The organism is Dyadobacter sp. Leaf189, assembly GCF_001424405.1.
Lineage (GTDB): Bacteria > Bacteroidota > Bacteroidia > Cytophagales > Spirosomataceae > Dyadobacter.
The window spans coordinates 880,988-905,113 of sequence record NZ_LMPS01000005.1 but is presented as its reverse complement, the minus strand read 5'-3'; the positions used below and the strand labels follow the sequence as shown (position 1 = coordinate 905,113).

Genomic DNA, 24,126 nt, shown 5'->3' with positions numbered 1-24,126 from the left:
CCATGAAAAAGACCATTCTATATAGCATCGCGGCATTGTTTCTGACCGCAGGCTGCGTCAGTAACCTGGACGATGATTTCAATATCGACCCCAAAAAAGCCACGGATGTACCTGCCGCTACGCTGGTGAGCAATGCGCAGTTCAATCTGACAAGTATCATTACTACGCCGGATTATAACTACAATCCGTTCAGGTACTATCTGCAATACTGGGCTGCGGTGCAGTATCCCGACGAAAGTCAGTATAACATCAATTCGCGCGAGATCAACAAGGCGTTCTGGGACGTGATATACCGCGATGTGCTCAGCGACCTGCGTGAGGCACGGAAGACCGTCGACGCCAATGCATTTCTCACAGCCGGTGAGCGCGCCAGCCAGGTTGCTGCCATTGAAATACTGGAAGTGTATGCATGGTCGGTACTGGTGAATACGTTCGGCAACATTCCCTATTCGCAGGCGCTGGATATCAACAATGTACTGGCAGCTTATGAGGATGACGGGGCTATTTATGCAGACCTGATCAAGCGCCTCGACGCAGCAATCGCAAGCCTCAATGCCCACCCGGATGCAAGCGGGTTTTCAACGGGTGATCTGTACTACGGCGGCGACACGGAAAGCTGGCTTAAATTCGCGAACTCCCTCAAACTCCGGTTTGCGCTCACCATTGCGGACGTGGAACCTGCCAATGCCAAAAAGCTCGCCGAGGAAGCCGCGGCGCACGTTTTTACTTCACCGGAAGAAGATGCGCAGCTGAACTACACAGCAAACATGCCAACCGCAAACCCGATGTCGGACATACTTGCCAAAAGGGACGATAACGTGGCTGCCAATACACTTGTGGATGTGATGAATAAGTTATCGGACCCTCGCATTGACGAGTTCTTCCAGCCAGCCACAGCGGGGCCGAACGCTGGTAAGTATGTGGGCGGGGTTTACGGTGTTGCCAATGCTTACGCGCGGTACGCGCAGCCGGGTACTCTGCTCAGAGATCCTGTTTTGCCTGGTTTGCTTTTGTCGTATACCGAAGTTGAGTTTCTGCTCGCCGAAGCTAAGTTGCGCGGGTTTAATGTGCCTGGAACGGCGGCCGCGCATTACAATGCAGCAGTTACGTCTTCCATCGTGCACGATTTCGGGGGAACGCAGGCAGAAGCCAGCACTTACCTGACAAAGCCGGGGGTTGTTTTCGACGCGGCTAACTGGAAAAAAAGCATTGGTACTCAAAAGTGGATTGCAATGCATAACCAGCCGGTAGAAGGCTGGAAGGAGTGGAGAAGGCTGGATTATCCTGTTTTGCAAAAGCCGGCACAGGCTCTTTCTGAAATTCCGCTTCGTTTTCCATACCCGTTTTCGGAACAAAACCTGAATGGGGCAAACTACCGCGCGGCAGCTACGGCAATGGGCGGGGATGAGGTTACCTCACGCATTTTCTGGGACAAACCCTGAACTTATAAGTCTTAAAAACAAGCTGCCCGGAATGTATATATGCATTCCGGGCAGCTTGTTTTTGCCTAGTCGACCCGACCGAGCTCCTTTTTCAGGTTATACCATTTTGTTACATCGCCTTCTTCGGCATCTGTGTAGTTCTTGGCGAGGTAATCCAGGAATGCAAACTTCGCTTCGTCGGATTCCAGGAATAAGTGTTCTACAACACCTTCGGCTTTGATAAAGTACTGGTAGCCATCATTGGTGACTTCCTTGGTTGTATAAAACCGGCCTGATCCTTCAAAATTGGTAATTGAATCATACAGGTTGTAAACGTCTTCGTGATCGGCAAGGCTCACGCCTGAAAGCCATTCCTCATGATCAGTTGTTTTTTCCATTGTGGTTTGTTTTGATAAATTTCAATTCGCGTGGTTCTTTAAATAAGCCTCGATCTTCTCACGGTTGCCGCCTACGGCTTTAATAGCTTCCATGATCTGCTCGCGGGTAGCGCCGCTTTTCTTTGCCAGATATTCAATTTCATAATCCTCGCTGGCGGAAACGCGACTGCGGTCGCGTGCGTCCTTTTTGGTCTTGTCGTCTGCCATGATCGTATTTTTTAGTTTGTTGAACAAAGAATTTCGGGCATACCAGCAAAAACCGTGCTTGCATGCTTTTGAGGGCAGTCTTGCACTGAAAATTCGGGTAATAATTGAATAGCAGGCAGCGCAGGCAGCAGATAGCGTGTCTGTTGAATTAGTTGAAAAATGGTTTTAACAAGAAAAATTTGAACTATGCGAAAACTTCGACGCTACCTGCCGGCACTTGCTTTGCTCATTTTCGTTGCTTCCTGTTCACAGGATGAAGTTGCCAACCGCGAAACTGCGGTGAAGCTCGGAAAGGATTCTGTGAGCCTTCAACTCGGGACCTATCCGCTTTTTATAGCAGAAGCATACCGTTTCGTGGGATCAGATTCGGTCGATCTGATGCAGATTGATCCTAATTTCAACACTTACAGAAAGGAAGTGTATCTGGCATTTCGCCCGAGCGGAGGCTATATCAATTACTGGTTTGGCAGCGAGATCAACGAAGCGGCACAGCAGGGTGCATCATACACCTTTTCCATGAACATCAGAATAGAGCGGCCGATTGGTCTGCGCATTCACTGGGACGATGAAAAAGGCACGGCAGTAGTGGAATCAGAGGCAAATTCGCCTTTGCCAATGATTGTTCCGGGAAAATCGGCGTACCTGGAAACGAGTACTTACAGGATCTACAACACGCTGGAAGAAGCGCGGAATGCGACGGTAAAAGGCGGCGCCACATTCATTTACGAAGATACCGATCCGAAGCTCGGCAAAGTCACTTACAAGATCAGGTTAAAGCCGATGTACCAGTACTATCGCCAGCCAGGGCAGCAGAACGATGCCAAATTCGCGGTATTCTGATTAGTCCGTTGAATTTCAAACAGTTTTCAGGTAGAGCTGTTCCAGTTCATTGGCCGAGATGGCGCCTGCTTCGGTCACGGATTGCAGGTTGCCTTCTTTCATGATCCCGATCCGGGTTGCTACTTCGCGCGCCCGGAAAATGTCGTGCGTAGCCATCAGGATTGCGGTACCCGAGGCAGAGAGTGTTTTCAATATCTCTGAAAATTCGTTGGAAGCTTTGGGATCCAGTCCGCTAGTAGGCTCGTCGAGGAGCAGTACCTTGGCCTTTTTCGCGATCGCAATCGCAATGCCCACCTTTTGTCGCATTCCTTTGGAGTAGCCGCCCAGGCGATTTCCGTGCGCTGAACTTTGCAGCCCCGCCGTGTCCAGAAACCCCGCCAGCTGTCCCGCTTCATAGCTGAACCCGGCCAGGGACGAGAAATATTCCAGGTTTTCGAGTCCGGTCAGGTTGGGATAGAGCATAACGGTTTCGGGAATGTAGGCCAGTCGGGTTTTAGTCTCTTCGGCGTGTGTAGCCACATTCAACCCATCAATGGAAGCAACACCCGAAGTAGGCTCCACAAATCCCAGAAACAGGTTGATCGTAGTCGTTTTGCCTGCGCCGTTCTGGCCGAGCAATGCAAATATTTCCCCTTTCCCGATCGTCAGGTTCAGGTTATTAAGTGCGGTGTAATCACCGTATTTCTTGGTCAGATTGTTAGCTTCAAGCATTTTGCCTCCGGGTATGTTGGATAAAATTTCTTCTCAATAATAAAATGGCAGACAGTCCCGCCAGTACGCTCCACACGATCAGCGGCCAAACCGGTGCATTGCCAGCATTCATAGCCGCTGCTTCGGGCTGGTACTTCGGGTAACTGGTCCAGTCGAGGTGCTCGGTTTGTTCGTTTTCGAAAATAGGAGGGTAAAAAAACTCTCTCAGCTGTTTGTGGTAGCGCTTTACCGATTGCAGGTATTCGATGTGGTTCGTCAGGTCGGTGGCTGCAATGCGGTTGAGCATTTGCTGCGCGTAAATCACCGGATTGAATATACCAATCTGTTCAGCCAGGGCTTGTCTTTGTGCCAGCTTGTCAAACAGTTGCCCGGCCGATTCCCGCGCTTCCACTTCGCCGGCGTACTGCATCGCATAATACCAGCCCGGTGAATATTCATTTTCAGGGACAGGGTATTTGCGGTACTGCGGGTAAGCTGCGTAGAAAGTCTCCATGGTTGGTTTTTTAGGCAAGTCCCATTTAGCGTGGTAACCTTCCCGCTGTTTGACGGTCGTTTCGAGCGCCTCTGGAATGGCGATCTGTCCGCTGATCAGTACATTGGCGATTCCCGGAAAAAGCATGCAAAGAAATATCCAGCACGAAACAAGTGCCGTCGCATTGAAGGAGGAGCTCTTGCCCAGCGAAATCACGAATGCACAAAGCAGGAACCAAAAAAGGAGGTAGCAGACGATCACCAGGAAAAGCTGGAAAGTAGGGCCGGAAAACGGGAGACCGAGCAGCAAAACGCCCGTCAGAAACACGATCGACGCGGTGAGTACCACGGCTGAAAAGCGTACCAGCAGCTTGATGAAAATGATGGTAAGCAGGCTCGGTGCATTCGTTTCCACGATCCGCCACACCCCGTGCTCCTGCTCCTGCGATACCGTGTTGTAAGTGAATGCAATGATCAGCAGCGGGAACAGAAAGATGAAAACAAACGCGGCATCGAGGTTACCTACCAGCAGGGTAAGCGGGTTAGTAAGCTCCGAATCGTACAGCTGACCTTCAATGCCCAATATCTTGATTTTCAAACTGAATGCATTTACATCGCGCTGACCAATTGAAAACGACGCCCAGGGTGAAGGATAGTTGGCCGTGTAAAAGAAAGGGTAATAAGCGGTGGTTCCCACAGACTTCCCTTTGCCTTCCTCGGCGATATGTTGCAAATGGGTTTTCTGAACAGACGGAATGGAGCTGATTGTTGCCAACTGGCTGCCGATCACATTCTTACCATGATAAAAACTGTACAGACCAAACAAAACAAGTCCTGCGATTGCCCAGCGCACTGTTTTCTCGCGGAAGAAATTCCTGACTTCCAAATGGAGGAGCTTACTGCTGATTTTCATAACTGGAATTTGCGTTGGGAAGAAATGAACCCGAGTGCGGCGGCACCGGCAACAAGCCAGAAAAGCAATGCGATCAGGCTCCATTTTGCATTGTATATGGTGGCGGCAAGTGGCACCGGCCGGAATTCAAACGGTGGCATTTGTTGCCAGTTCGATTGGGCTACTTTCTGCGCACGGTCGTTTTCGTAGGAGATTTGCGTCAGGTGGATTTTGTTGATCAGCGTTGTTTTGTCAAAACGGTATTGTTCGGTTTGTTTCTGGAATTCAGAAAAAGTATCGAAATCAACCCCGCAGAGCTGCATGGAAATATTTCGCAGCGGAAGGTAGGGATCAAAGAAGCCGAGGATCACGGACACTGCATTCTGTGCTTGATAAGTTTCGATGAGCTTGTTGAACTGCGTCCCGAAGATGCCCGAGGTAATGCGCTCGCCTTCCTGCATCACCATCGCGCCATAATTCACCGGCAGTTTATGCACCGAGTCCACGCCGTACTTTTTCAGGGTATTGGCCCGCAACGCGGCGAAATGCGGATCGTCGGGATTGTGGCTGTCACCTTCTTTCCTTACTTCAGCTTCAATAGCCTGCTCAAAAGCAATCTTGTCAGGGGCTTTGTACAGGCTGCTGCCGAGCGTCTGCGCGCTTTTTGGAATAACAATAAAACAGACCATCCAGCCCAGTACGAGCATGATCAGCGCATTTGAAGCATTTTTGCTCATTGCCGAAACACCCGTTACGATCATGGTGATGATCAGGAAATAGACCGCGTAGACGAAAAGGATCAGTCCGCTCCTGAGCAGGAGCTCTGCATTGATTTCGTTTTGCAGCAGCACTGCGCCGCCGATCAATGCGGCCAGGATCAAAGGCAGGAACAGCAGCCACGTCACCGCGACCAGTCCGGCCGTTTTTCCAGCCAGTATATCAAAGTAGGAGGCTTTCTGGCATAACAGGATTTTCAGGACTCCGTTTTGCTTCAATCCGGCTACCGTAGCGAAGCCCAGAAAAATGATGAAAAGCGGCACCAACAGTTGAAGCACCAGCGCCATACTCAGCTCACCAAAGCGCAGCATACCATTTGAAAACCCTGCCTCGCTCATATTCACGGTATTCTGCCGGTGCGCTTCCAGGAAAACGGAGTTACCCACGTAGCTGTCCAGACCAAAGTCAAAGAAACTGAGCGGCGCTTTTTCCCTGAAAACGAGGTAGCCGTAATGCGCCACCCGGTGGGGATGGCGCTCGGGCTGGTTCATCCAGTTGTCCTGGACTTCCGTGGTGTACCGGGCTTGCTGTGCATTGAACTTACTCACGTAATTCCAGCCTACAAACCCGGCAAGTAAAAGCATGGCTAACAGAATACTGTAAAGAATAAAAGGCATTTTGCTCCTGAAAACGGTCCTGATTTCGTGCAGGGCAACAATGCGGATCAAATGGAGGTGCATAGGAGTGGGTAAATGAACACGGTTGCAAATATAACGGCGGGTTGCTTATATGCAACAATGTTGCACAAATTTATTGGCGGCTTTCCTTATATTTAGCTCAACCAAATACCAGCTATGTTAGACATTGTCATCGAAGCACGAAAGGCTGCCATCAGCGAGTCTGTCATGGTCAAGCGCATTCTTCCATTCCGTTTAAGGAGAATGGTAGGGCCTTTTATTTTCATGGACCACGCCGGTCCGATCGCCGACATACCGGCCAACCCGTCGTCACTCGACGTGCTGCCGCACCCGCACATCGGCTTGTCGACCGTAAGTTATCTGTTCGGTGGCCAGGTGACGCACCGCGACAGTCTGGGTGTGCAGCAGGTGATCAGGCCGGGTGAGGTAAACTGGATGACGGCAGGCAGCGGCATTGCGCATTCAGAACGTTTTGAAGATCCTGCTGCCTTGGCGGGCGGTTTGGAAATGATACAAACCTGGGTAGCCTTGCCTGAGAAAGATGAAGAAGCTGCGCCCGATTTCAAGAATTACAGCACTGCGGAGCTGCCCATTTTTACTGATAAAGACGTGTGGATGCGGCTGATCGCAGGTGACGCTTACGGTTTAAAGAATGAGGTCAAAACGCATTCACCCTTGTTTTACCTGCACGTGGTACTCAACGCAGGTGCGCGTTTCGGGTTGCCGGCCGGATATAGCGAGCGGGCGATCTATGTGGTGAAAGGGTCGGTGGAAGTTGGCGGACATCGTTACGGATCCGGCAGGATGCTGGCTTTTAATACGGGCGTGGATCCGGTGATCATTGCCGTGGAAAATACGACGCTGATGCTGCTGGGAGGGGAGCCGCTGGGTGAAAGGTTTATCTGGTGGAACTTCGTCTCGTCCCGGAAGGAGCGTATTGAACAGGCCAAGGAAGACTGGAAGCAAGGCCGGATCATACTACCGCCGACAGACGACCAGGAATTTATTCCATTGCCCGAAGACAGATCCAGGCCTGCCGGCGCTCCTCCAAGGCCTGAGCCACTTTCGTGAAGTGCGTGTTTTGGAAGTGATAGCTTCGGCTGCGCGACATTTTCTAAGGTAAATTTAATAGACTATAATTTTAATAGAGTAAATAGATTTGCTACTTTTGAAGCCTAACAATTTTGTGCCGCTTCTATGCTTTCCAAAGTTCTCTCATTACGTCTTCCGTTTTCATCCTGGTTGCTGCTCCCGATCGCATTGGTTCTGGGCGTTGCGGGTATCCTGATTTTCAATGGGCCCGGCACTTTTAATGCCGAAAATGTGACCGGATTCCTGGGCAGCGATTTTGCGCTTTACCTGCTGGTAGGGTTTATAGCACAAATGGTAGACGGTGCATTGGGAATGGCTTACGGCGCTACTTCGTCTTCTTTCCTGCTTGGAATGGGCGTGCCGCCGGCGATCAGCAGTACGAGCGTGCACGTGGCGGAAATGTTCACCACCGGGGCTTCCGCAATCTCGCATTTCCGGTTTAAAAACATCAACAAGAAACTATTTAAAAGTCTGCTTATCCCCGGCGTGATCGGGGCCGTCACAGGCGCTTACCTGCTTTCGGATGTGATCGACGGCGATTTCATCAAGCCTTTTATTGCATTCTATATGCTGATCCTGGGTTTGATCATTATCCGCAAGGCGCTTTTAACCAAACTTGCCAAAACAAAAACGAAACGCATTGGCGTACTCGCAGCAGCTGGTGGCTTCCTTGATTCCATTGGTGGAGGCGGCTGGGGACCGATTGTCACTTCTTCATTGCTCGGGCAGGGCCGCGATCCCCGTTATACGATCGGCTCGGTCAATGCGGCTGAATTTGTGATCAGCTTTTCAAGCGGGATCACATTCCTTTTCTTTCATGGTGTAGCCAGCTGGCAGGTAGTGCTCGGCCTGATCGTCGGCGGCGTAATCGCTTCTCCATTCGGTGCATTGCTGGTGGGCAGGATCAAGCGGAAGCCTTTGATGCTGATCGTCGGCGCGCTGGTAATCTTTCTAAGTACCCGCACTATTCTTCAAAGTCTGATTTAAAGGGAGGAAGGAGGAGGGAGGAAAGGGACGAAGGGAAAAAAAACATTTCGTTGCTCCGCCTCCCATTCCTCCCTTTCTTCCCGTTCCTCCCTTTCTTCCTTCCTCCCTTTCCCTGCAGGAACGATTATTGATCTTGATGATAATGAAAGCCTGTTTTAGGACTTTTCAAGCAATCAAACACATACTCGTTCCATCAAATGCTTGACGATCAAGAAAGTACCCCGAAGATTAACAATTCAAAAACTGCACTGAGCCGCAGGCGATTTTTTCACCATTCTGGGGCGGCCCTTTTGGCTACCACCTTCCTGACCTCGTGTGAAGGTCTGCTCGACGACATTCTCCCCAAGAAAAACGGGTCGGAAAATGAAGCGTCAGGTGATGAAGAATCAGGGCCAAAGAGAGACCAGACGCTCGCGTTTTTTGGCGACAGTCTGACGATAGGAGCGGGGGGAAGTAGGCCCTACGGTGATATAGTAGGCGCGGCATTTCCCGGCAGACCGGTGGTCAGCGACGGGATCGTAGGTCAGATCGCTATGTCGATCGCGATCAGACAAGGCGGTACTCCGCTGAAAATTTCTGTGGAAGGCGGTAAGTTCGACGGGGCCAAAGAATTAAAGGTGACCAAGCTGAACAACGAATTTTTGTCGACACCGATCAACTACACCACTTACAGCAGGACGGGAACGGTTGTAGGCGTTAAATGTACGATTACACGGAAAGCGAATGACACTGGCGAAAGCTACACGATCAAGCCCGATGCAGAAAGTACGCTCGCCATTCCCGAAGATTCGATTTTCGAGCTGGACGACGCGCTTCGCTTGAAAACGGCAACCCAAATCTTGTGGTACGGTCGCAATAACATTACCAAGGGAACAGCGCAGGACGAAATTCTGACGGCACTGGATGATTCCATTGCTTTCATCGAAGATCCGAAAAGATATCTCGTCGTGGGTATGTTGCAGGCGCGGCCGGAGAATAAAGGAACGGATCGTTATAACCAGGTGATCTCAATTAATGAAAAGCTTGAAAGTCGCTATGGCAGTAAATATGTGCCTATGACACCGCCGACTGCTGATGAAATGGCGGCGATCAACTACACACCTACGGAGCAGGACCTGGCTGATATTGAGAACATGAACTTCCCGACAGGAATGCGTCCGGATGATCGTTCAGATGAAATCCACATCAATGACAAAGGATATCAGATTGTAGCCAACCGGGTAATTGCCAAGTTGAAGGAATTGAAATATTAATAACCGATTCTGGTTAAATATTTAAATGCGGACTGTCCCAAAACAGCCCGCATTTATTTTTGAATTATAATTGAATTACCCGCTCTATTTTGATCTGTTCGAGAAAGTGCTCGTCGTGAGATACCACCAGTATTGTTCCCTGATATTCATTCATTGCGGCTGTCAGTATTTCCAGATTTTGTAAATCGAGGTTATTGGTTGGCTCGTCGAGTATGATCATATCCGGCGACTGGCTGATAATAGAAACCGAACAAAGCATCAGTCTCATTTTTTCACCACCGCTTAATGCACCGCAGGGTTTGTCCCAGAATTCCCTTGTAAACAGGAAGCGGTTCAGTCTGATCTTCACTTCATGTTCCTGCAAAAACCCATCATTGAATTGCTGCACCTGATCAAAAACGGAGAGCTCATTTTTAATTAATGAATATTCCTGATCAATGTAAATGGATTTGAAATCGGCGCGCTCCACTTTTCCGGTTTGAGCTGTTAACTGACCTAATATCAATTTAATTAAAGTCGTTTTGCCAGACCCATTATTTCCCTTCAAAGCAATGCGTTCCCCGCTGGTTATTTGAAGATTAATGGACGATTTCCATATTGGTTCCTGATCAAACCGGAAGTTGATCTGATTTGCATTTACCAGCAATTTTCCCCTGTGCAAAGCGGAATGATCCAGGTTCATTTTCATCTTGTCAATTCCTGGTAAATCACGGCGCAATGCGGATAATTCCTGGGAAATAGCACCTACTTTTTCTGAGTGGATCCCTTTGATTTTCGAGGTGCTTTTCTCCGCATTGTTTTTCAGCGTGTTCATCATGATCGTAGGCAAGCCGGCTTTTTCTTGCTTCTTTTTACCTCGGGCATCCAGTTTTTGCTGACGTTCCAAAGTTTCCTTTTCGATCTCTTTTGCCTTGCGCAGCGCTTTTTCCCTGCTTTTTAAGTCCTGGGCAAGCGCCTCCTGTTCGATTGCTTTTTGTTGCTGATAAAAATCAAAGTTGCCTCCGTAAGTGGTGATCCCTTTTTTTGTCAGCTCATAAATCGTTTCTGCCAGGCTGAGCAGCATCCGGTCGTGACTGGCGATCAGCATCGTTTCTGTATGCATTTGAACAAAATCATAGAGCAGCTTTCTTCCTGCTGCGTCCAGGTGATTGCTGGGTTCATCAAGCAGGATAATGTCTGGATTGTGGATCCGTATTCCAGCGAGTAACACCTTCGTTTTCTGACCGCCACTTAATTCTCCGAGTTTTTGGGAGAGGTTAAAATCAGGCAGTTTCCATAATTCAAATGCTTCGCGGCAACGTTCTTCAATGGTCCAGTCGTCGCCAAGTAAAGTCAGATTTTCCTCAGTGACATTTCCATTCAGGATCTGATTCAACGCATTTACTTTTTCATCAATACCAAGCGCTTTTTCGATGGACTGATCATTAAGCTGATCAAAAAGCTGGGGTATATAATAGGGTTGTGAATCGTATTTCACGTGACCATATTGCGGCAGTATCTGGCCGGCAAGTATTTTAATCAATGTTGATTTTCCGGCGCCGTTGTTTCCGATTAATGCAGCCTTTTCGTGCGGGTGAATGGTGAGATTGATGTCCTGAAACAACATATCTCTATTAGGATGTGCGTACGCGACATCTTGAATAAAAAGCATAATTTCTTTCGATTGAAGTAAATAATGGCAGCTCTGAATGTGAAGCTGCACCGACTATTTGTGAAAGAAATTTGCTCTTACATGGAAATGCGTAATGGATTGTTGAAATGCAAAAATAAAAAACTCCATCTCATTTCTGAAATGGAGTGCGAAATATTTCCAATTTGATAAGGTTAAAATGCTTGCTGGTGCGAAACCTGCTGCTGTGTTACCAGCCAGTTTTGAATGGAACCTGCCACTTCTTCCCAGCCTGGTTCCCCACAAATAAAGTGCGAGCGATTTTCAAATTCTTTGAAAGACATATCAGTTACTGCGTCAGTGTAAGCCTTGCTGTTTTTCTCCACCAGTTCGGTAGGTACAATGTGATCTTCTTTGGCACTGATAAACAGCATAGGTACCTGCGGCATATCCAGGTCAATGTGTCCATTCGATCCCAGACAACCTCTTAGTACATTCCGGCTATCGTGGACGGCAGTTTCTTCAAATGCCTGACGCGCCGAGGCTTCATCCAGTGTGTTGCAGAAAGCTTCATGAAAACTCTCCGGCGTTTGTTTGAAAGGTTCATCGCCTTTAAACGGGTTGGTTATGGCAGCCACGTTTTTGAAAAAGGGCCAGTCCAGCGTCATCATCATATTTGGCGCAACCGTGCAGATCGGCACGCCCACACTCGCCAGATTCTTGCTGACAAATATCTGCGTGAGCAGGCCGCCAACAGAATGTCCGATGATAATGGGCTTCTCCGCAACTTCCGGATTGTTCCCGCCGGCTGCAATCACGGCGGCTTCCATGGCTTCAATCACATCTTCAAGCATCAGGTCACCAAGTGTTGCCGGCGGATTGTCGCGCAGGCTTTGCGGATCGCCAACGTGATCGGGCCAGGATGGGGCGGAACATTCGTAGCCCAGGTTTGTGAAATGATTAACCCATTTGTCCCAACTTTTGGAGGTCTGGAACATACCGTGAATAAATACGATTTTCTTTGACATGGTTTCTCGTGTTGATGAAAGATACCCACCTGAATGGCGGTTACCAACCATCATGAAAATACGTGCCACCATGCAGCTTTGTCTGTAACTTACTTACAACCAGCAGGGGTATTTTATTCGTCGGCAATTTCGATCCAGGTAGGAGCGTGGTCGCTTGACTTCTCCCAGCCCCGCACATCCTTGTCTACACCTGCCGAGAGCAGCTTGCCGTTAAAGTGCGGACTCAGGAGAAAGTGATCGATACGCAAGCCCGCATTGCGGCTGAATGCATTGCGGAAGTAATCCCAGAATGTATAAATTTTTTCATCTGGGTAAAGCGTGCGCAATGCATCGGTCCAGCCCTGATCGACCAGCGTCTTGTATGCGGCGCGGGTTTCCGGCCTGAAAAGAGCGTCATCTACCCAGCGTTCTGGTTTATAAACGTCCAGATCCGTGGGCATCACATTGTAATCGCCCGCCAGGATCACTGGTACATCGTGTGCGAGGAGCTCGGCGGCGTGTGTGATGAAATGATTGAACCAGCGCAGCTTATAATCGAACTTCGGACCGGGCGCGGGATTTCCGTTGGGTAAATAAAGGCAGCCGATCAGCATATTATTGATGATCGCTTCCTGGTACCGGCTGTGCGTGTCTTCCTCCTCGCCGGGTAACTGTCGGCGCACTTCCTGTATCTCAAGTCCGCGCGCCAGAATCGCTACGCCGTTCCAGCTTTTCTGTCCGTGCCAGATCGCATTGTAGCCCGCGTCCAGGATCGCCTTTTCGGGGAATTTCTCCTGTGGTGCTTTGAGCTCCTGCAGACAAACGATATCGGGAGCCTGCTCTTCCAGCCAGCGCAGCAGTACCGGCAGCCGGCCGTTTACGCCATTTACATTGTAGGTCGCAATCTTCATTGTTTCTGATCAGCTTTTAGAAAAATGGTCATCCACAAAAATCAAGCCTTGATGAAAGCTGTATTATTTCAGCTCCTGACAGAAGGCGAGCAGCCTGGTAAGGTCTTCCTCCTGTGTAAAATTGACAGGATTGTCTTTCAGGTACTGCGCGATCTCGGTTTTGTATTTCGGGAAAAGCCTGGTGATGCTGTTTTTGCCTGGGATCAGAAAACGATCATTTGGATCCATAAAAAAGTAGAGCGTCCGGTGGCCGAAAATGGCTTCCGTATCCATCTTCAATTTCCTCGCCCCGGGCGATGCCTCATTCGAATAAGAGTTGTAGGTAGTGACAGAAGACGCGGTGTAAGAAATGCCATAAGGTCCGCCTTTTTCATTGCCGATCCGTGCCAAAATGTGCTTTTTTGCCAGCTTGATATCTCCGAATGCAGAAACCATTTCGCAGAATCCGTACTGTTTGTCATTGTAAAAGATCTTCCCCTGCATATCGACAACCTTCACCAGTTTTTGATCGAGGAGTTCGAGGGTATCTTTCTGGTTATTCAAAAACAGCAGGTTTCCGCCGAGATAGGTATAGTTTAAAGGCGCCTCTTCGGTCCGTCCCCCGTAGAAAAGGATCTTCCCACGTTCGAATGTAGGAAACTGGAACTGCTCGGCTACGGGTATCACCTTGTTAGGATAATCCCCGGCTTTCACCTTGAATGTTTTCATCGTTTGCCCGTGCACAGCCGGCGTAAGCAAGGCAAGCAATGTAAGCAGGTATATTGTTTTGCGGCGGTTGATCATTTGTGTCGGTTTAAATGCCTGTGAATTGACCAGGTTGCATTCTTATTTTATCAAAACCGATGCGACCGGCATCTCGTCGGCGTGCGCAAAAGCGGTTTTGTAACGTGCTTCGAGGCTGTTGAGCTCCTTTGTTTTTCCCTGCGCTTTCAGGCTCTCGTGCAAGCCTTTCAGCGACCAGCCGTTTCCGGGGTTCTTTACCAGATCTTCCCGGTACACCTGCTCGGCCTGCGCCGCTTTTCCTGATTTAAGCAGGTATCGCCCCAGAAACTGCCGGCTCGGGATCGGCCAGTCTTTGGGTTCTGTATAAATCAGGTTGTCTTCCAGCTTCACTGCTGCTTCCAGTGAGGTAAGTGCGCGTGTCGGGTCTTTTTGTTCAAACAGCACCGCGCCTCCCAGTATCCGTTCTGCAATGCGCGCTACTTCAACAGGTGAATTGAAAGGAATGCGCCGCTTAGTCAATGTAACGTCGTTGATATTAGCTTTGATAATCGCGAGCTGAGCAGCAGCGGAGTCTGCTTGTCCGGTCTGGGTAAATGCGATCCCTTTCGCGAAAGCAGAAAGTATTGTCGCATAATTCCATTGCGGATCAATGCGGGTGGTATCGCTGAGGATCTCGTTCCACTTGCCCATTCTTACCATCGCCATTTGCGGGAGCATGTACAAATACTGATCATAGGTGCCTTCGTGGGAAGGAGCTACCGTCTTGCGCAGGAGCTGGGCATAGCGGGCAGCGTCTTTGTACATTCCGCCTGTGAGTGCGCAGTAGGTTTGCACTGCGAAATAATGCGCAGAGTGCTTGTTGAGTGACAGATTTTTAGCAAGCGCATCGTAGTATAACAAATTGTCATCTGCTACATTGTTCACCTCCACACCTTTGGCATACAGTCCGTTGCGCTCGTACTCGTGGCTCGCCATATGCACCATGTGTGCCACGCCCGGGGCTACATTGCGAAGCGTTTCAGCACTTGCCAGTGCTACCTCCGGTTTTCGTGAAGCCTCGGTCAGGTGAATGTGGTAATGCAGGGCAGCGGGATGTTTCGGGCTTTCTTTGAGCACCTGCCCGCACAGGCGGATCAGCTCGGGCGTCCACGATTTGGCGCTTCCGTCCTTGTTCCAGAAGTCCCAGGCGTGGATCAGCATCATCGCGTCTACGTACAGGATTTTGAATTCTTTCTCACGCGGATTTTGTGCGACGAGCGCTTTCAGACTTTTTGCATAAGCCACGTTCAGTTCTTGTCTGCGGGAATCGTCTGTCCCTTCCGAGTAGCGCGTGTTCATGCTTTTGATGAGCGCCTGCCCGGTGGGGTTTGCATTGGCGGCGGCTGCATTCATACTGGCGAGTACTTCCGGAATTTCCGCCGGCTTGGTATAGCTGTGCGCGGCATTATAGTAAGGTCCCATAGCGAGCGCCTGTCCCCAGTAAGCCATTGCATTCGCCGGATCCAGTCGCGCCGACTCCCGGAAAGAAGCCACTGCTTCCTTGAAATGGTAACCATAATATAAGTTGAGTCCCTGGTCAAAGAAAAACTGGGAGCTGTCATTTTCAGTTGTGACGGGAAAAGAGTAATCTCCCCAGCCGGGCATGGCGCCGATAAACTTCCCGGCTGCATTCAAGCCCGCCGGGCCGGAATACACGGGTCCGCACATAGTAATATCCTTGCTGTCAGGAATGTAGCGTGTTTCAGGTTGTCCGAAGTACATGTAAGCCGCGGCTCCGGCGAAGGTTGCGCCTAGTGCAGTTGTCAGTAAAATAGTCCTCATGATCATTCTTTTTCTTCCGCCAAAAACAGCCTTTACGGCAGGCAGAAAAGTTTATCTTGAAATATAATTAATAAACAGGCACATTCCGCTTTTAACGATGGCAGATGCATTGATCAGTCCTGTCTCTTTTATTTATTTATTTATTTGCTCAAAACACCATTTAGTTACTTATACAAGATATTAGTACCAAGCTATTTATATCAACGACTTCCAGAACTTACCTTCACCTTAATTAAATGTACATAATGCAGCTACTGTCAATTATTGCTTGTCGTGTACAACCCGGGTAATCAGTATGATCAGCCAAGATTTTAAGGGAATATTTAACTCCAGTCCGGTTCCGTCCCTGGTGCTGGAAGCCGACGCGCCTGCGTTTACGATTGCGGAGGCGAATGAGGCATTTCTGTTGTTGAGCGCCAGGAGCAGGGAAGAGCTGGTGGGCAGGAGCTTTCATGATGCCTTTGTTGAGGTACTCTCCGGAGAAGCAGGCTCATCCCTTGCTGTGTTGGAGGAGGTAGCCGCCACGGGTAAGTCAAATATGGCACCTGTGATGCGGTACGTTACCCCGCCAGATGAGCACGGACAGGTTTCGGAGGAATATTATCAATCCAGTTGTGCTGCTGTCTTCGGGGAGGATGGAAAAGTAAAGTATATCCTGAAATCGGTGATCAATGTAACCAGTGACGCAGGTAGTTTGAACCATCGCGGACTCGTGGTTGATATAGCCGATGCGCGGCGGCTGGAACAAGTGGAGCATCTGGAAAGAACGGTACTGGAAATCAATGCGGGAAAAAACTCGCAGCTGAACGACGTGCTCCTGCATTACGTGACCGGCATTGAGCGGATCTTCCCGGAAATGGCCTGCTCGATCATGGGTATTCGCAACAACAGGCTCCAGAACTGGGTCTCGCCGTCGCTGCCGCCAGAGTACATTCAGTCGATACAGGATGTGGAAATCAGCGCGAAGGCGGGCTCTTGCGGTACTGCTGCATTTACCAAAAAAATGATCGTGGTGGAGGATATTGCCACAGATCCCGTGTGGGAAAACCATAAGGAGCTTGCCCTCAAATATGATCTGCTTGCGTGCTGGTCGCACCCGATCATTCTTTCCGACGATACAGTTATTGCCACGTTCGCTGTATACTACCACAAAATCAAGGCGCCGAATGAAGAAGAGCTCAAATTTGTAGCCAAAGCGGTAGCGCTACTGACAGTAATCCTCGAAAACCGCCGCAACCTGGATTTGATCGCCGACAATGCGCTGCTGATCTCGCAAGGCCAGGAGCTGGCGCGTTTCGGTACCTGGCAATGGGACATTGAAACGGATGTAGTAAGCTGGTCGGACACTTTATACGCGATTTATGGTCTGGAAAAGGGAACGTACAAGCCCAGTCTGGAAGGCTATCTCGCAATGGTGCACCCGGCGGACAGGGACAGGGTGCGCGGAGGGCTTGAATACGCAATGGGGAATAAAACGGATATTGAATTTGAAGAACGGATCATTCATGCTTCCGGTGAGGTAAGGTACCTGAAAACATGGAGCAGGTCGAAACTGGGGGAAAGCGGCCAGGTCGAGAAAATGATCGGCGCTTGTCTGGATATTACCCAGAGCAAGAACATACAGGAGGAGCTGCTGGCCAGCGAGTCGCGGCTGCGCAGCCTGGTGGATGCACAAACCAACTACGTGATCCGGACAGACCTGCAGGGAAATTATACCTACTACAACACCAAGTTCCGGGAGGATTTCAGGTGGTTTTATAATAATGAAGACTTTCTGGGCGTCAATTCGATCATGGTTGTGATGCATTACCACCGGCTGAGCGTGGTGGATGTGGTGAATAAATGCCTGCTTGAACCGGGTAAGATTGTCTCGGCGGAGCTGGATTACGTGCAGCAAAGCGACAAGCCGCGTTCGGTGTACTGGCATTTTATTGCATTAACAGACTCAGCAGACAAGCCCGTGGAGATACAATGCATTGGTATCGATGTGTCTGAACGAAAGCAGGCGATTGATGAGCTGCGAAGAAGCAACCAGCGATACGAGTTGCTGAACATGGCTACAAACGATGCGATTTACGATTGGGACCTGCTGACCGACCGAATCGAATGGGGCGCAGGATTTTTCAGATTGTTCGGCTTCGATTTGATTGAAAAGGACGGAGTAGCTGAGTGGCTGCGGCATTTGCACCCGGAAGACCGTGCCGCGGTGGAGCAAAGCCTGCACCTGCTCCTCGCCGACCGGGGCCAGAAATGGAGCGCAGAATATCGTTTCAGGCGCGCCGACGGTACTTACGCATTCGTGGAAGAAATTGGTTATATCACCCGTAACCGCCAGGGTAAAGCAGTGCGTATGATTGGCGTCATGCGCGATGTATCCCGGCAGAAAGCGGAACAATATGAGCTGAAACTGCTGGGGTCCGTGATCACCAACACCAGCGACGCCGTACTGATCGCCAAATCTGATCCGGGGAATGTAATGGGCTTGCAGATACTGTACGTCAATGCAGCATTTACCAAGCTGACGGGCTACACGCCGGCAGAAGTGATCGGAAAAAGTCCATTGGTGCTGAAAGGATTCAGATCTTCCGACAATGACATTGATAAATTACAAAGGGCGGTTTCCAACCTCGAACAGCTGAAATCGGAGATTGTCTACTACGAAAAAGAGGACAAAGCATACATTATCAACCTGTCGCTGCACCCGGTGCTGGACGGCGCAGGGCAACTTACCCACTGGATTTCCATTGGTCGAGACGTGACTGAAAAGCGCAGGTACATCAGCGAGATCGAAGAGCGGAACCAAAAGCTGCAGCAGATCGCCTGGATGCAGTCGCACGTGATCAGGGCTCCATTGGCGCGTTTAATGTCGCTGATCGACCTGATGAAAAACTACGAGAACTCGGCAGAAGAAGTAAGCGAGCTGTTGGATCACATACTCACGTCCGCGCATTCGCTCGACGACATTATCAGGGATATTTCGTCCAAAACCGACGAGATCTGACCTAAAACCCAAACTTGAAACCGATTGCAAGATTGAGAATGTCGCCGGGTTTCAAAAAACCTGTGTTCTGAACGTAGCTGATCAGCAGCAGATCGTAGGTGCCCAGTTCATAGTACAGTTCGAGCTGGCGCTTGCGTGTGCGCGGCATTACATCACGTCCCACTTTTCCCCCCACATACAAACCCGGACGCACAGACGTAGCCCACCAGTAATAGCCTTTGGGATAATATTTCGGCCATTTCCAGTCAAACTGCGGACCGAATGTGTAGCTGAGGTACATACCCAGCGAAAATGGTTTGATATAATAGGAGTTAGGCAGCGAAATCGACCAGGGCGAGTAGGTGGTTTTGCCGGTAATGGTGATCAATGCATCGCCTCCGAATTCCTCAGGCAGGTAGCCAAAGAGGAAGTCGGTTTCGAGTGTCCGGTTTCTTGAGATATAACCTGGTCCCCCGGAGAGGAAGCCGGTCCCGCCGGCGAATTGCAGTTTGGCATGGTCAGGCATGAACCAGCGCCGGTGTGACCGCGCGAGGTTGATACTTTGTCCCGAAACGGTCAGTTGTGCGCAAAGGAGGCAGAGGAGTAATACTTTTTTCATACTGTTAAAATTCTATTCGTTTCACCTCCTGGCCACCTTTCCAAAGCTTGATCAACAAATAGCCTCTTGCTCCCATACTCGTAGTAACTACATACCGAACGCCATCTTTGTAATATTCTCCGTCTGTAAATGAATGCTGGTGACCGTATAAGCTCATGTTTACATTCGGGTTATCGCGCAGTAAACCGGCGAATTCAGGTTCGAGCTTTTTATCAAAATCATTGTCGTAAGGCGGAACGTGACCCACGACGATCATTTCCTTCCCATCGGGGTTGTCGGCCAGCTGCGCGCGGAGCCAGGGTACATTGGGCACGGTGCCGTCGAATGCATATTCCCGTGAGTTGGTGTTGATGAAAATGAATTTGTAGTTGCCGTAAGTGAAACTGTAATCCAGGGGACCGAACATCTTCTTGTATGCGTCGGGTCCGTTGGCGATGATATCGTGGTTGCCGATCACCGTCATATAGGGAACATTCAGGCGGGACATAATGCGATCCACCCACTTCAATTCCTGGGCAAGTCCAAAGTCGGAAATGTCGCCGGCGTGCAGAACGAACGAGATTTCTTTCTGGCTGTTGGCGCTCTTTACAAAATCTTCCGATTCGTCGTACCAGCGCTGGGTATCTCCCATCAAAATAAAACGCAGTGTATCCTGAGGCGGGTTTGAGGCAAGAAGCGAGATGTTTTTATTGTTGAGATTGGATTGTCCGTTCAACAGTGTAACCTGATTGGGATTATATAAAAACAGACTGTCGCAGGAGGCGAGGCTCAGCAAGAAGAAGAGCAGTAATAGTAGGGTAACGCGGTTCAAAGCAAAGTTGTTTGTCAGTGAGGAGTTTAAAATGATGTTGTACAAACATTTTAAACAAACTATTTAAACAACCTTTTAATTCAGGAAATCGGCATTTCCTGCGAAATTTCCAACTTTTTCCTTGTATGTAACTGCTATTATGACGCACTTTCTTTGCCGGTATGGTTTTTGCACTGTCAGGTTTTTACCTCACATCATAATTTGGAAGCGATGAAAATCAGAAACATAGTAGCATCCCTCGGACTTGCGTTTATTACGCTGTCGGCCTCTGCCCAGGTAGTATCCAAAGACTCTATCAACCTGCTGAAAAATCAAAAAGAAGCACTTGAACTGAGCAAGAAATTGAACGACCGCAAGCTGGAATTGGCCAAACTCGAAAACGAGCTGCAAAGCAAAACGGAAGAAGCAGCGAAAACCGCCGAAGCGGCCGAACGTTCCGTTGAGCAAAACCGCAAGGCTGCCGACAGGCTGAGCGACGATCCGCAGGACAAGCGGGCAGCGAAGCGGGCAAGCAAAAGCGCGAGTTCAGCCAACCGTGATGCCAAAAAAGCAAGGAGAGCTGCGGATAGTCTTGAAAAACTGAAACGAAATATTGATGACCTGAAAAAGGATATCAGCCGCGATGAAGAGAAGTTAGCTTCGCTGCCGGGTACCTCAGGAATGTAAATACCAAATAAATTTGTATGAAAAGCGGGTCAGTTCTGTCCCGCTTTTTTATTGCTTAATACGATCAAATGCTTGCGAAACAGCTTTTATAGTCACTGTAAAGCTTTCCGTTCAAGTATATTTTTCTACCATTCTTCCTTTTTGTACAAAACAAAAATAGATTTACTAAACACTGTTTATTATATTCACGGCGTATTTCAGAGACTATGGCGATCAAGGAAAGGAAAGAGCGGGAAAAGCAGGATATGAGAAACCTGATCATAGATTCGGCAACTCAGTTGTTTTTGAAGCAAGGTTATGATAAGACGTCTATCCGTAACATTGCCGAGGATATCGAGTACAGTCCAGCCACTATCTATCTGTATTTCAAGGATAAGGATGAAATTTTTTACATTATCCACGAAAATGCATTTGAAATACTCGACAAACTTTTGCGTCAGCACAACTCCATCAGCGATCCTTATGAGCGGTTGCATGAACTGGGTAAAACTTACGTGAATTTTGCCCTTGAAAATCCGGATTACTACGATCTGATGTTTGTCATGCGTGCCCCGCTGGCGGAGATCAAGCACAAGGAAAAGTGGAGTGCAGGCGAATGCGCATTCGGGTACCTGCTTGAAACAATGGCCGCGTGCATCGATCAGGGTTTGATTAAGCCGGCCGACAAGTTTGTTGCTGCTATGACAGTCTGGTCTTTTGTGCATGGACTTGTCACATTGTACATCAGGGAGCGAACTTGCATCCTTGAAATGCCCGACGAAGATGTTAGACAAATGATGAATGCATCCCTATCTCATTTTTTGACTCAAATGAAAACCTAAAAAAATTTTACCATTCGATGAACACTGTTTAGTAAATAAACGACTCTTATTATGGACTTCAACTTTAAGGCGCCCTTGCGGCGGCTGTTACACTATGCTTTTGCCTCTTGTATGATGATTTCTGCGGCGCAAGCGCAGGATGCGACTTTACAGGAATACATCGATCATGCATTGAAAAACAATCAGGGTGTAAAGCAGCAGGGGTTTTTACTGGAAAAAAACCTGTATGCATTGAAAGAGGCGAAGACGCTCTTTCTGCCGGAAGTAAACCTGAATGCATCTTACCTGGATTCACGGGGCGGCCGGAAGATCAGCATTCCCATCGGCGATTTGCTGAATCCGGTCTATAATTCGCTTAACCAGCTTACAAATACTTCCGCTTTCCCGCAGGTTGACAATGTAAGCCAGACTTTTAATCCAAACAATTACTACGACGCTCGTTTCAGGACTTCGCTGCCCATCTATAATGCCGAGATCATCTATAACTCCCGCATTAAAAAAGAGCAGATCAACTTGCAGCAGGCCGAACTGGATGTTTACAAAAGGGAACTGGTGAAAGAAGTGAAGCTGGCCTATTATGCTTGTTTACAGGCAAATGAATCCGTCTCAATTATCCAGAATGCAGTTTTGCTGGCCAGGGACAATCTGCGCTTTAATCAGGTTTTGGTTAAAAATGACAAGGCGATCAGGACCGTCGTGAGCCGATCGGAAAATGAGCTGATCGGTTTGGAGGCACGGCTGGAAGACGCCAGGAACCAGGCGGTGAATGCGGTGGCATACTTCAATTTCCTTCTGAATAAGCCGCTGGATAGTCCGGTGAGTTTGCCAAAACAGGAATCGCAAAACCTGCTCGCGGATCAGGCAGCCGATGGGAAGCGAGAGGAGCTGATCAAGCTGGAAACACTTTCAAAGATCAATGCACTTTCTGTTCAGCTTGCGCGCTCCGCTGCATTGCCCAAACTGTCGACGTTTATGGACCTGGGTTCGCAAGGCGACTTCCTGCGGTTTAATAATGATACCCGCTATTACCTCTTCGGTTTTACGCTTGACTGGCGTGTATTTGCGGCCAACCGTGTTCAGCACAGAACCAGACAGGCCGAAATGGAGGTCAAAGCAGCGGGCGAGCAGCTTGACCAGGTAGAACAGCAATTGTTGCTGCAAACACGAACTGCAACGAACCGGCTAAGCTCGGCGGTGCAGATATACCAGGCTTCCCGGAGCCAGACCGCCTTATCGCAGCAGTACTATCATGATCAGCAAAAGCTCTATCGCGAGGGACAACTTCTGTATATAGAGCTGCTCGACGCACAGAACCGGCTGATCAGCGATCAGTTGCAGCAGAGTATTTCCTATCTCAACGTACAAACCCGTGCAGCCGAGCTCGAACGTGCAAAAGCAAGCTATGTACTTCAAAACTAAATTGTTATGAAAACAACTACTCAGATCACAATACCGGGCGTGTTACTCGCCTCGCTTCTTTTGCTGGCAGGATGCAGCGAGGAGAAAAAGCATGAACAATCCGACAATACCATTCCGGTGAAAATCGTGAGCCCGACTGCTCTTACCCAGGCGCAGGCGGTGGAAACCTCGGGGCTGCTGGCATCGGATAGTGAAGCTCGATTGTCTTTCAAAACGGGCGGTATTATCAGTTCCATTACGGTTAAAGAGGGCGATAAGGTACGTCGGGGGCAGGTACTTGCCACGCTGAATATCACGGAGATCCAGGCGCAGGTAAACCAGGCGGAAGAGAATTTCCTGAAAGCAAAGCGCGACGCCCAGCGCGTACAGAACCTGTACCGGGACAGTGTAAATACCAAAGAGCAGCTAGAAAACAGCCAGACTGCATTGGTACTAACAGAAAAACAGCTCGACATTGCGAGGTTCAACTTGTCGCAGACCAGGATCATTTCAAACACCGACGGGGTCGTGATCCGGAAGCTGCAGAATGCAGGTGAGCAGGTGCAGGGCGGCGCGCCGGTATTGTACATCAGCAGTACTGCCAACAAAGATTGGGTGGTGAAATGCGGGTTGACGGATAAGGACTGGGCTCGGCTGAAAGGCGGGGAAAAAGCAGAGGTAACTTTTGACGCTTACAAACAGACTTTCACTGGAAAAGTGAGCGCGCTGGGGCAGGGGAGTGAGGCAGGATCGGGTTTGTACCAGGTGGAGATCAAGCTGTATAAATCAGCATTGAAGCTCGCCAGTGGTCTTTTTGCAAGAGTAAGTATTTACCCGAATGAAAAAACGGATATGATCTCGCTGCCTGTCGACGCGTTGATCGAGGGAGAAAGCGACAGCGCATTTGTGTTTGTAGCGCAGCGCGACAAAGCGGCCAAAAAGCTGGTGAAGATCGCGTACCTGGAAGGCAACAAAGCTTACATTCTTTCCGGCATTGAAGCCGGCGCTAGGGTGATCAGGGAAGGCTCTGCGTACCTGACGGACGGATCGGCGATTAAAATTGTCCAGTAACC

22 protein-coding genes are annotated in these 24,126 nt (G+C 49.3%); 10 read left to right on the top strand and 12 right to left on the bottom strand.

Translation table 11 applies throughout. The features are described from left to right. Positions 1–2 precede the first annotated feature (2 nt). Positions 3–1,442, top strand: a complete 1,440-nt coding sequence (locus ASG33_RS18145; protein ID WP_056288316.1) for a SusD/RagB family nutrient-binding outer membrane lipoprotein — start codon at positions 3–5, stop codon at positions 1,440–1,442. A gap of 65 nt (positions 1,443–1,507) precedes the next feature. Here ASG33_RS18145 and ASG33_RS18140 read toward each other — a convergent pair whose 3' ends face one another. Continuing rightward, positions 1,508–1,819 (bottom strand): hypothetical protein, encoded by a 312-nt coding sequence (locus tag ASG33_RS18140; protein ID WP_056288313.1) that lies wholly within the window; start codon positions 1,817–1,819, stop codon positions 1,508–1,510. Between the two features lie 21 nt (positions 1,820–1,840). Beyond that, the gene (locus ASG33_RS18135; RefSeq protein WP_056288310.1) at positions 1,841–2,026 is read right to left on the bottom strand and encodes a DUF3606 domain-containing protein; all 186 of its coding nucleotides are present in this window, start codon (positions 2,024–2,026) and stop codon (positions 1,841–1,843) included. Between the two features lie 186 nt (positions 2,027–2,212). On the opposite strand from ASG33_RS18135, the gene ASG33_RS18130 reads away from it, so the two are divergent. Next, positions 2,213–2,866, top strand: coding sequence for a hypothetical protein (locus ASG33_RS18130; protein ID WP_056288305.1), 654 nt, complete (start codon positions 2,213–2,215; stop codon positions 2,864–2,866). A 15-nt stretch (positions 2,867–2,881) separates the two neighbouring features. On the opposite strand, the gene ASG33_RS18125 is transcribed toward ASG33_RS18130, so the two are convergent. Genes ASG33_RS18125 through ASG33_RS18115 form a run of 3 tightly spaced genes read right to left on the bottom strand, consistent with a single transcriptional unit; the run spans position 2,882 to position 6,397 of the window. After that, entirely contained in the window at positions 2,882–3,577 is a 696-nt protein-coding gene (locus ASG33_RS18125; RefSeq protein ID WP_056288301.1) for an ABC transporter ATP-binding protein, read from the bottom strand. Continuing rightward, positions 3,570–4,961, bottom strand: coding sequence for a DUF3526 domain-containing protein (locus ASG33_RS18120; RefSeq protein WP_056288297.1), 1,392 nt, complete (start codon positions 4,959–4,961; stop codon positions 3,570–3,572). Before ASG33_RS18120 ends, ASG33_RS18125 begins: the two co-directional genes overlap by 8 nt. Next, a complete protein-coding gene (locus ASG33_RS18115; RefSeq protein ID WP_056288295.1) occupies positions 4,958–6,397 on the bottom strand; it encodes a DUF3526 domain-containing protein in 1,440 nt (479 codons plus the stop codon). Before ASG33_RS18115 ends, ASG33_RS18120 begins: the two co-directional genes overlap by 4 nt. 114 nt (positions 6,398–6,511) lie before the next feature. Between ASG33_RS18115 and ASG33_RS18110 the strand changes: the two genes are divergently transcribed. The 3 genes from ASG33_RS18110 (at position 6,512) to ASG33_RS18100 (ending at position 9,687) form a co-directional block, all read left to right on the top strand. Next, positions 6,512–7,426, top strand: a complete 915-nt coding sequence (locus ASG33_RS18110; protein WP_056288291.1) for a pirin family protein — start codon at positions 6,512–6,514, stop codon at positions 7,424–7,426. 126 nt (positions 7,427–7,552) lie between these two features. Then, on the top strand, positions 7,553–8,434 hold the full coding sequence (locus ASG33_RS18105) for a sulfite exporter TauE/SafE family protein (protein WP_056288287.1): 882 nt from the start codon (positions 7,553–7,555) through the stop codon (positions 8,432–8,434). 197 nt (positions 8,435–8,631) lie between these two features. After that, entirely contained in the window at positions 8,632–9,687 is a 1,056-nt protein-coding gene (locus ASG33_RS18100; RefSeq protein ID WP_229238713.1) for an SGNH/GDSL hydrolase family protein, read from the top strand. Between the two features lie 64 nt (positions 9,688–9,751). Here the strand turns inward: ASG33_RS18100 and ASG33_RS18095 are convergent, their stop codons facing one another. The 5 genes from ASG33_RS18095 to ASG33_RS18075 form a co-directional block, all read right to left on the bottom strand. Beyond that, positions 9,752–11,338, bottom strand: a complete 1,587-nt coding sequence (locus ASG33_RS18095) for an ABC-F family ATP-binding cassette domain-containing protein (protein ID WP_056288283.1) — start codon at positions 11,336–11,338, stop codon at positions 9,752–9,754. A 173-nt stretch (positions 11,339–11,511) separates the two neighbouring features. Next, complete coding sequence (locus ASG33_RS18090; protein WP_056288280.1) at positions 11,512–12,324, bottom strand: alpha/beta hydrolase; 813 nt, start codon at positions 12,322–12,324, stop codon at positions 11,512–11,514. Between the two features lie 113 nt (positions 12,325–12,437). After that, on the bottom strand, positions 12,438–13,214 hold the full coding sequence (gene xth, locus ASG33_RS18085) for an exodeoxyribonuclease III (protein ID WP_056288277.1): 777 nt from the start codon (positions 13,212–13,214) through the stop codon (positions 12,438–12,440). A 63-nt stretch (positions 13,215–13,277) separates the two neighbouring features. Then, a complete protein-coding gene (locus ASG33_RS18080) occupies positions 13,278–13,997 on the bottom strand; it encodes a hypothetical protein (RefSeq protein WP_056288275.1) in 720 nt (239 codons plus the stop codon). Positions 13,998–14,039: 42 nt separating this feature from the next. Next, positions 14,040–15,758 carry a hypothetical protein gene (locus ASG33_RS18075; RefSeq protein ID WP_056288667.1) on the bottom strand — a complete coding sequence of 573 codons (1,719 nt, stop codon included), beginning with the start codon at positions 15,756–15,758 and terminating at the stop codon, positions 14,040–14,042. A gap of 295 nt (positions 15,759–16,053) precedes the next feature. Between ASG33_RS18075 and ASG33_RS18070 the strand changes: the two genes are divergently transcribed. Next, positions 16,054–18,759, top strand: coding sequence for a PAS domain-containing protein (locus tag ASG33_RS18070; RefSeq protein ID WP_056288272.1), 2,706 nt, complete (start codon positions 16,054–16,056; stop codon positions 18,757–18,759). A gap of 1 nt (position 18,760) precedes the next feature. Here ASG33_RS18070 and ASG33_RS18065 read toward each other — a convergent pair whose 3' ends face one another. Both ASG33_RS18065 and ASG33_RS18060 read right to left on the bottom strand, forming a co-directional pair. Then, positions 18,761–19,357 carry a hypothetical protein gene (locus ASG33_RS18065; RefSeq protein WP_056288269.1) on the bottom strand — a complete coding sequence of 199 codons (597 nt, stop codon included), beginning with the start codon at positions 19,355–19,357 and terminating at the stop codon, positions 18,761–18,763. A 4-nt stretch (positions 19,358–19,361) separates the two neighbouring features. Beyond that, positions 19,362–20,168 carry a metallophosphoesterase gene (locus ASG33_RS18060; protein WP_157474831.1) on the bottom strand — a complete coding sequence of 269 codons (807 nt, stop codon included), beginning with the start codon at positions 20,166–20,168 and terminating at the stop codon, positions 19,362–19,364. Positions 20,169–20,378: 210 nt separating this feature from the next. Between ASG33_RS18060 and ASG33_RS18055 the strand changes: the two genes are divergently transcribed. The 4 genes from ASG33_RS18055 (at position 20,379) to ASG33_RS18040 (ending at position 24,124) form a co-directional block, all read left to right on the top strand. Continuing rightward, a complete protein-coding gene (locus ASG33_RS18055; RefSeq protein WP_056288267.1) occupies positions 20,379–20,834 on the top strand; it encodes a hypothetical protein in 456 nt (151 codons plus the stop codon). Between the two features lie 206 nt (positions 20,835–21,040). Further along, positions 21,041–21,655, top strand: a complete 615-nt coding sequence (locus ASG33_RS18050; RefSeq protein WP_056288263.1) for a TetR/AcrR family transcriptional regulator — start codon at positions 21,041–21,043, stop codon at positions 21,653–21,655. A gap of 51 nt (positions 21,656–21,706) precedes the next feature. Continuing rightward, positions 21,707–23,074 (top strand): TolC family protein, encoded by a 1,368-nt coding sequence (locus tag ASG33_RS18045; protein ID WP_229238712.1) that lies wholly within the window; start codon positions 21,707–21,709, stop codon positions 23,072–23,074. Positions 23,075–23,080: 6 nt separating this feature from the next. Beyond that, on the top strand, positions 23,081–24,124 hold the full coding sequence (locus ASG33_RS18040) for an efflux RND transporter periplasmic adaptor subunit (RefSeq protein WP_056288256.1): 1,044 nt from the start codon (positions 23,081–23,083) through the stop codon (positions 24,122–24,124). The last annotated feature ends 2 nt before the right edge of the window (positions 24,125–24,126 follow it).

Excerpts from the sequence above, each read along its gene's own strand:
- ASG33_RS18145 (WP_056288316.1), top strand. The coding sequence starts at position 3 with ATGAAAAAGACCATTCTATATAGCATCGCGGCATTGTTTCTGACCGCA.
- ASG33_RS18140 (WP_056288313.1), bottom strand. The coding sequence starts at position 1,819 with ATGGAAAAAACAACTGATCATGAGGAATGGCTTTCAGGCGTGAGCCTT.
- ASG33_RS18135 (WP_056288310.1), bottom strand. The coding sequence starts at position 2,026 with ATGGCAGACGACAAGACCAAAAAGGACGCACGCGACCGCAGTCGCGTT.
- ASG33_RS18130 (WP_056288305.1), top strand. The coding sequence starts at position 2,213 with ATGCGAAAACTTCGACGCTACCTGCCGGCACTTGCTTTGCTCATTTTC.
- ASG33_RS18125 (WP_056288301.1), bottom strand. The coding sequence starts at position 3,577 with ATGCTTGAAGCTAACAATCTGACCAAGAAATACGGTGATTACACCGCA.
- ASG33_RS18120 (WP_056288297.1), bottom strand. The coding sequence starts at position 4,961 with ATGAAAATCAGCAGTAAGCTCCTCCATTTGGAAGTCAGGAATTTCTTC.
- ASG33_RS18115 (WP_056288295.1), bottom strand. The coding sequence starts at position 6,397 with ATGCACCTCCATTTGATCCGCATTGTTGCCCTGCACGAAATCAGGACC.
- ASG33_RS18110 (WP_056288291.1), top strand. The coding sequence starts at position 6,512 with ATGTTAGACATTGTCATCGAAGCACGAAAGGCTGCCATCAGCGAGTCT.
- ASG33_RS18105 (WP_056288287.1), top strand. The coding sequence starts at position 7,553 with ATGCTTTCCAAAGTTCTCTCATTACGTCTTCCGTTTTCATCCTGGTTG.
- ASG33_RS18100 (WP_229238713.1), top strand. The coding sequence starts at position 8,632 with ATGCTTGACGATCAAGAAAGTACCCCGAAGATTAACAATTCAAAAACT.
- ASG33_RS18095 (WP_056288283.1), bottom strand. The coding sequence starts at position 11,338 with ATGCTTTTTATTCAAGATGTCGCGTACGCACATCCTAATAGAGATATG.
- ASG33_RS18090 (WP_056288280.1), bottom strand. The coding sequence starts at position 12,324 with ATGTCAAAGAAAATCGTATTTATTCACGGTATGTTCCAGACCTCCAAA.
- xth (WP_056288277.1), bottom strand. The coding sequence starts at position 13,214 with ATGAAGATTGCGACCTACAATGTAAATGGCGTAAACGGCCGGCTGCCG.
- ASG33_RS18080 (WP_056288275.1), bottom strand. The coding sequence starts at position 13,997 with ATGATCAACCGCCGCAAAACAATATACCTGCTTACATTGCTTGCCTTG.
- ASG33_RS18075 (WP_056288667.1), bottom strand. The coding sequence starts at position 15,758 with ATGAGGACTATTTTACTGACAACTGCACTAGGCGCAACCTTCGCCGGA.
- ASG33_RS18070 (WP_056288272.1), top strand. The coding sequence starts at position 16,054 with ATGATCAGCCAAGATTTTAAGGGAATATTTAACTCCAGTCCGGTTCCG.
- ASG33_RS18065 (WP_056288269.1), bottom strand. The coding sequence starts at position 19,357 with ATGAAAAAAGTATTACTCCTCTGCCTCCTTTGCGCACAACTGACCGTT.
- ASG33_RS18055 (WP_056288267.1), top strand. The coding sequence starts at position 20,379 with ATGAAAATCAGAAACATAGTAGCATCCCTCGGACTTGCGTTTATTACG.
- ASG33_RS18050 (WP_056288263.1), top strand. The coding sequence starts at position 21,041 with ATGGCGATCAAGGAAAGGAAAGAGCGGGAAAAGCAGGATATGAGAAAC.
- ASG33_RS18045 (WP_229238712.1), top strand. The coding sequence starts at position 21,707 with ATGGACTTCAACTTTAAGGCGCCCTTGCGGCGGCTGTTACACTATGCT.
- ASG33_RS18040 (WP_056288256.1), top strand. The coding sequence starts at position 23,081 with ATGAAAACAACTACTCAGATCACAATACCGGGCGTGTTACTCGCCTCG.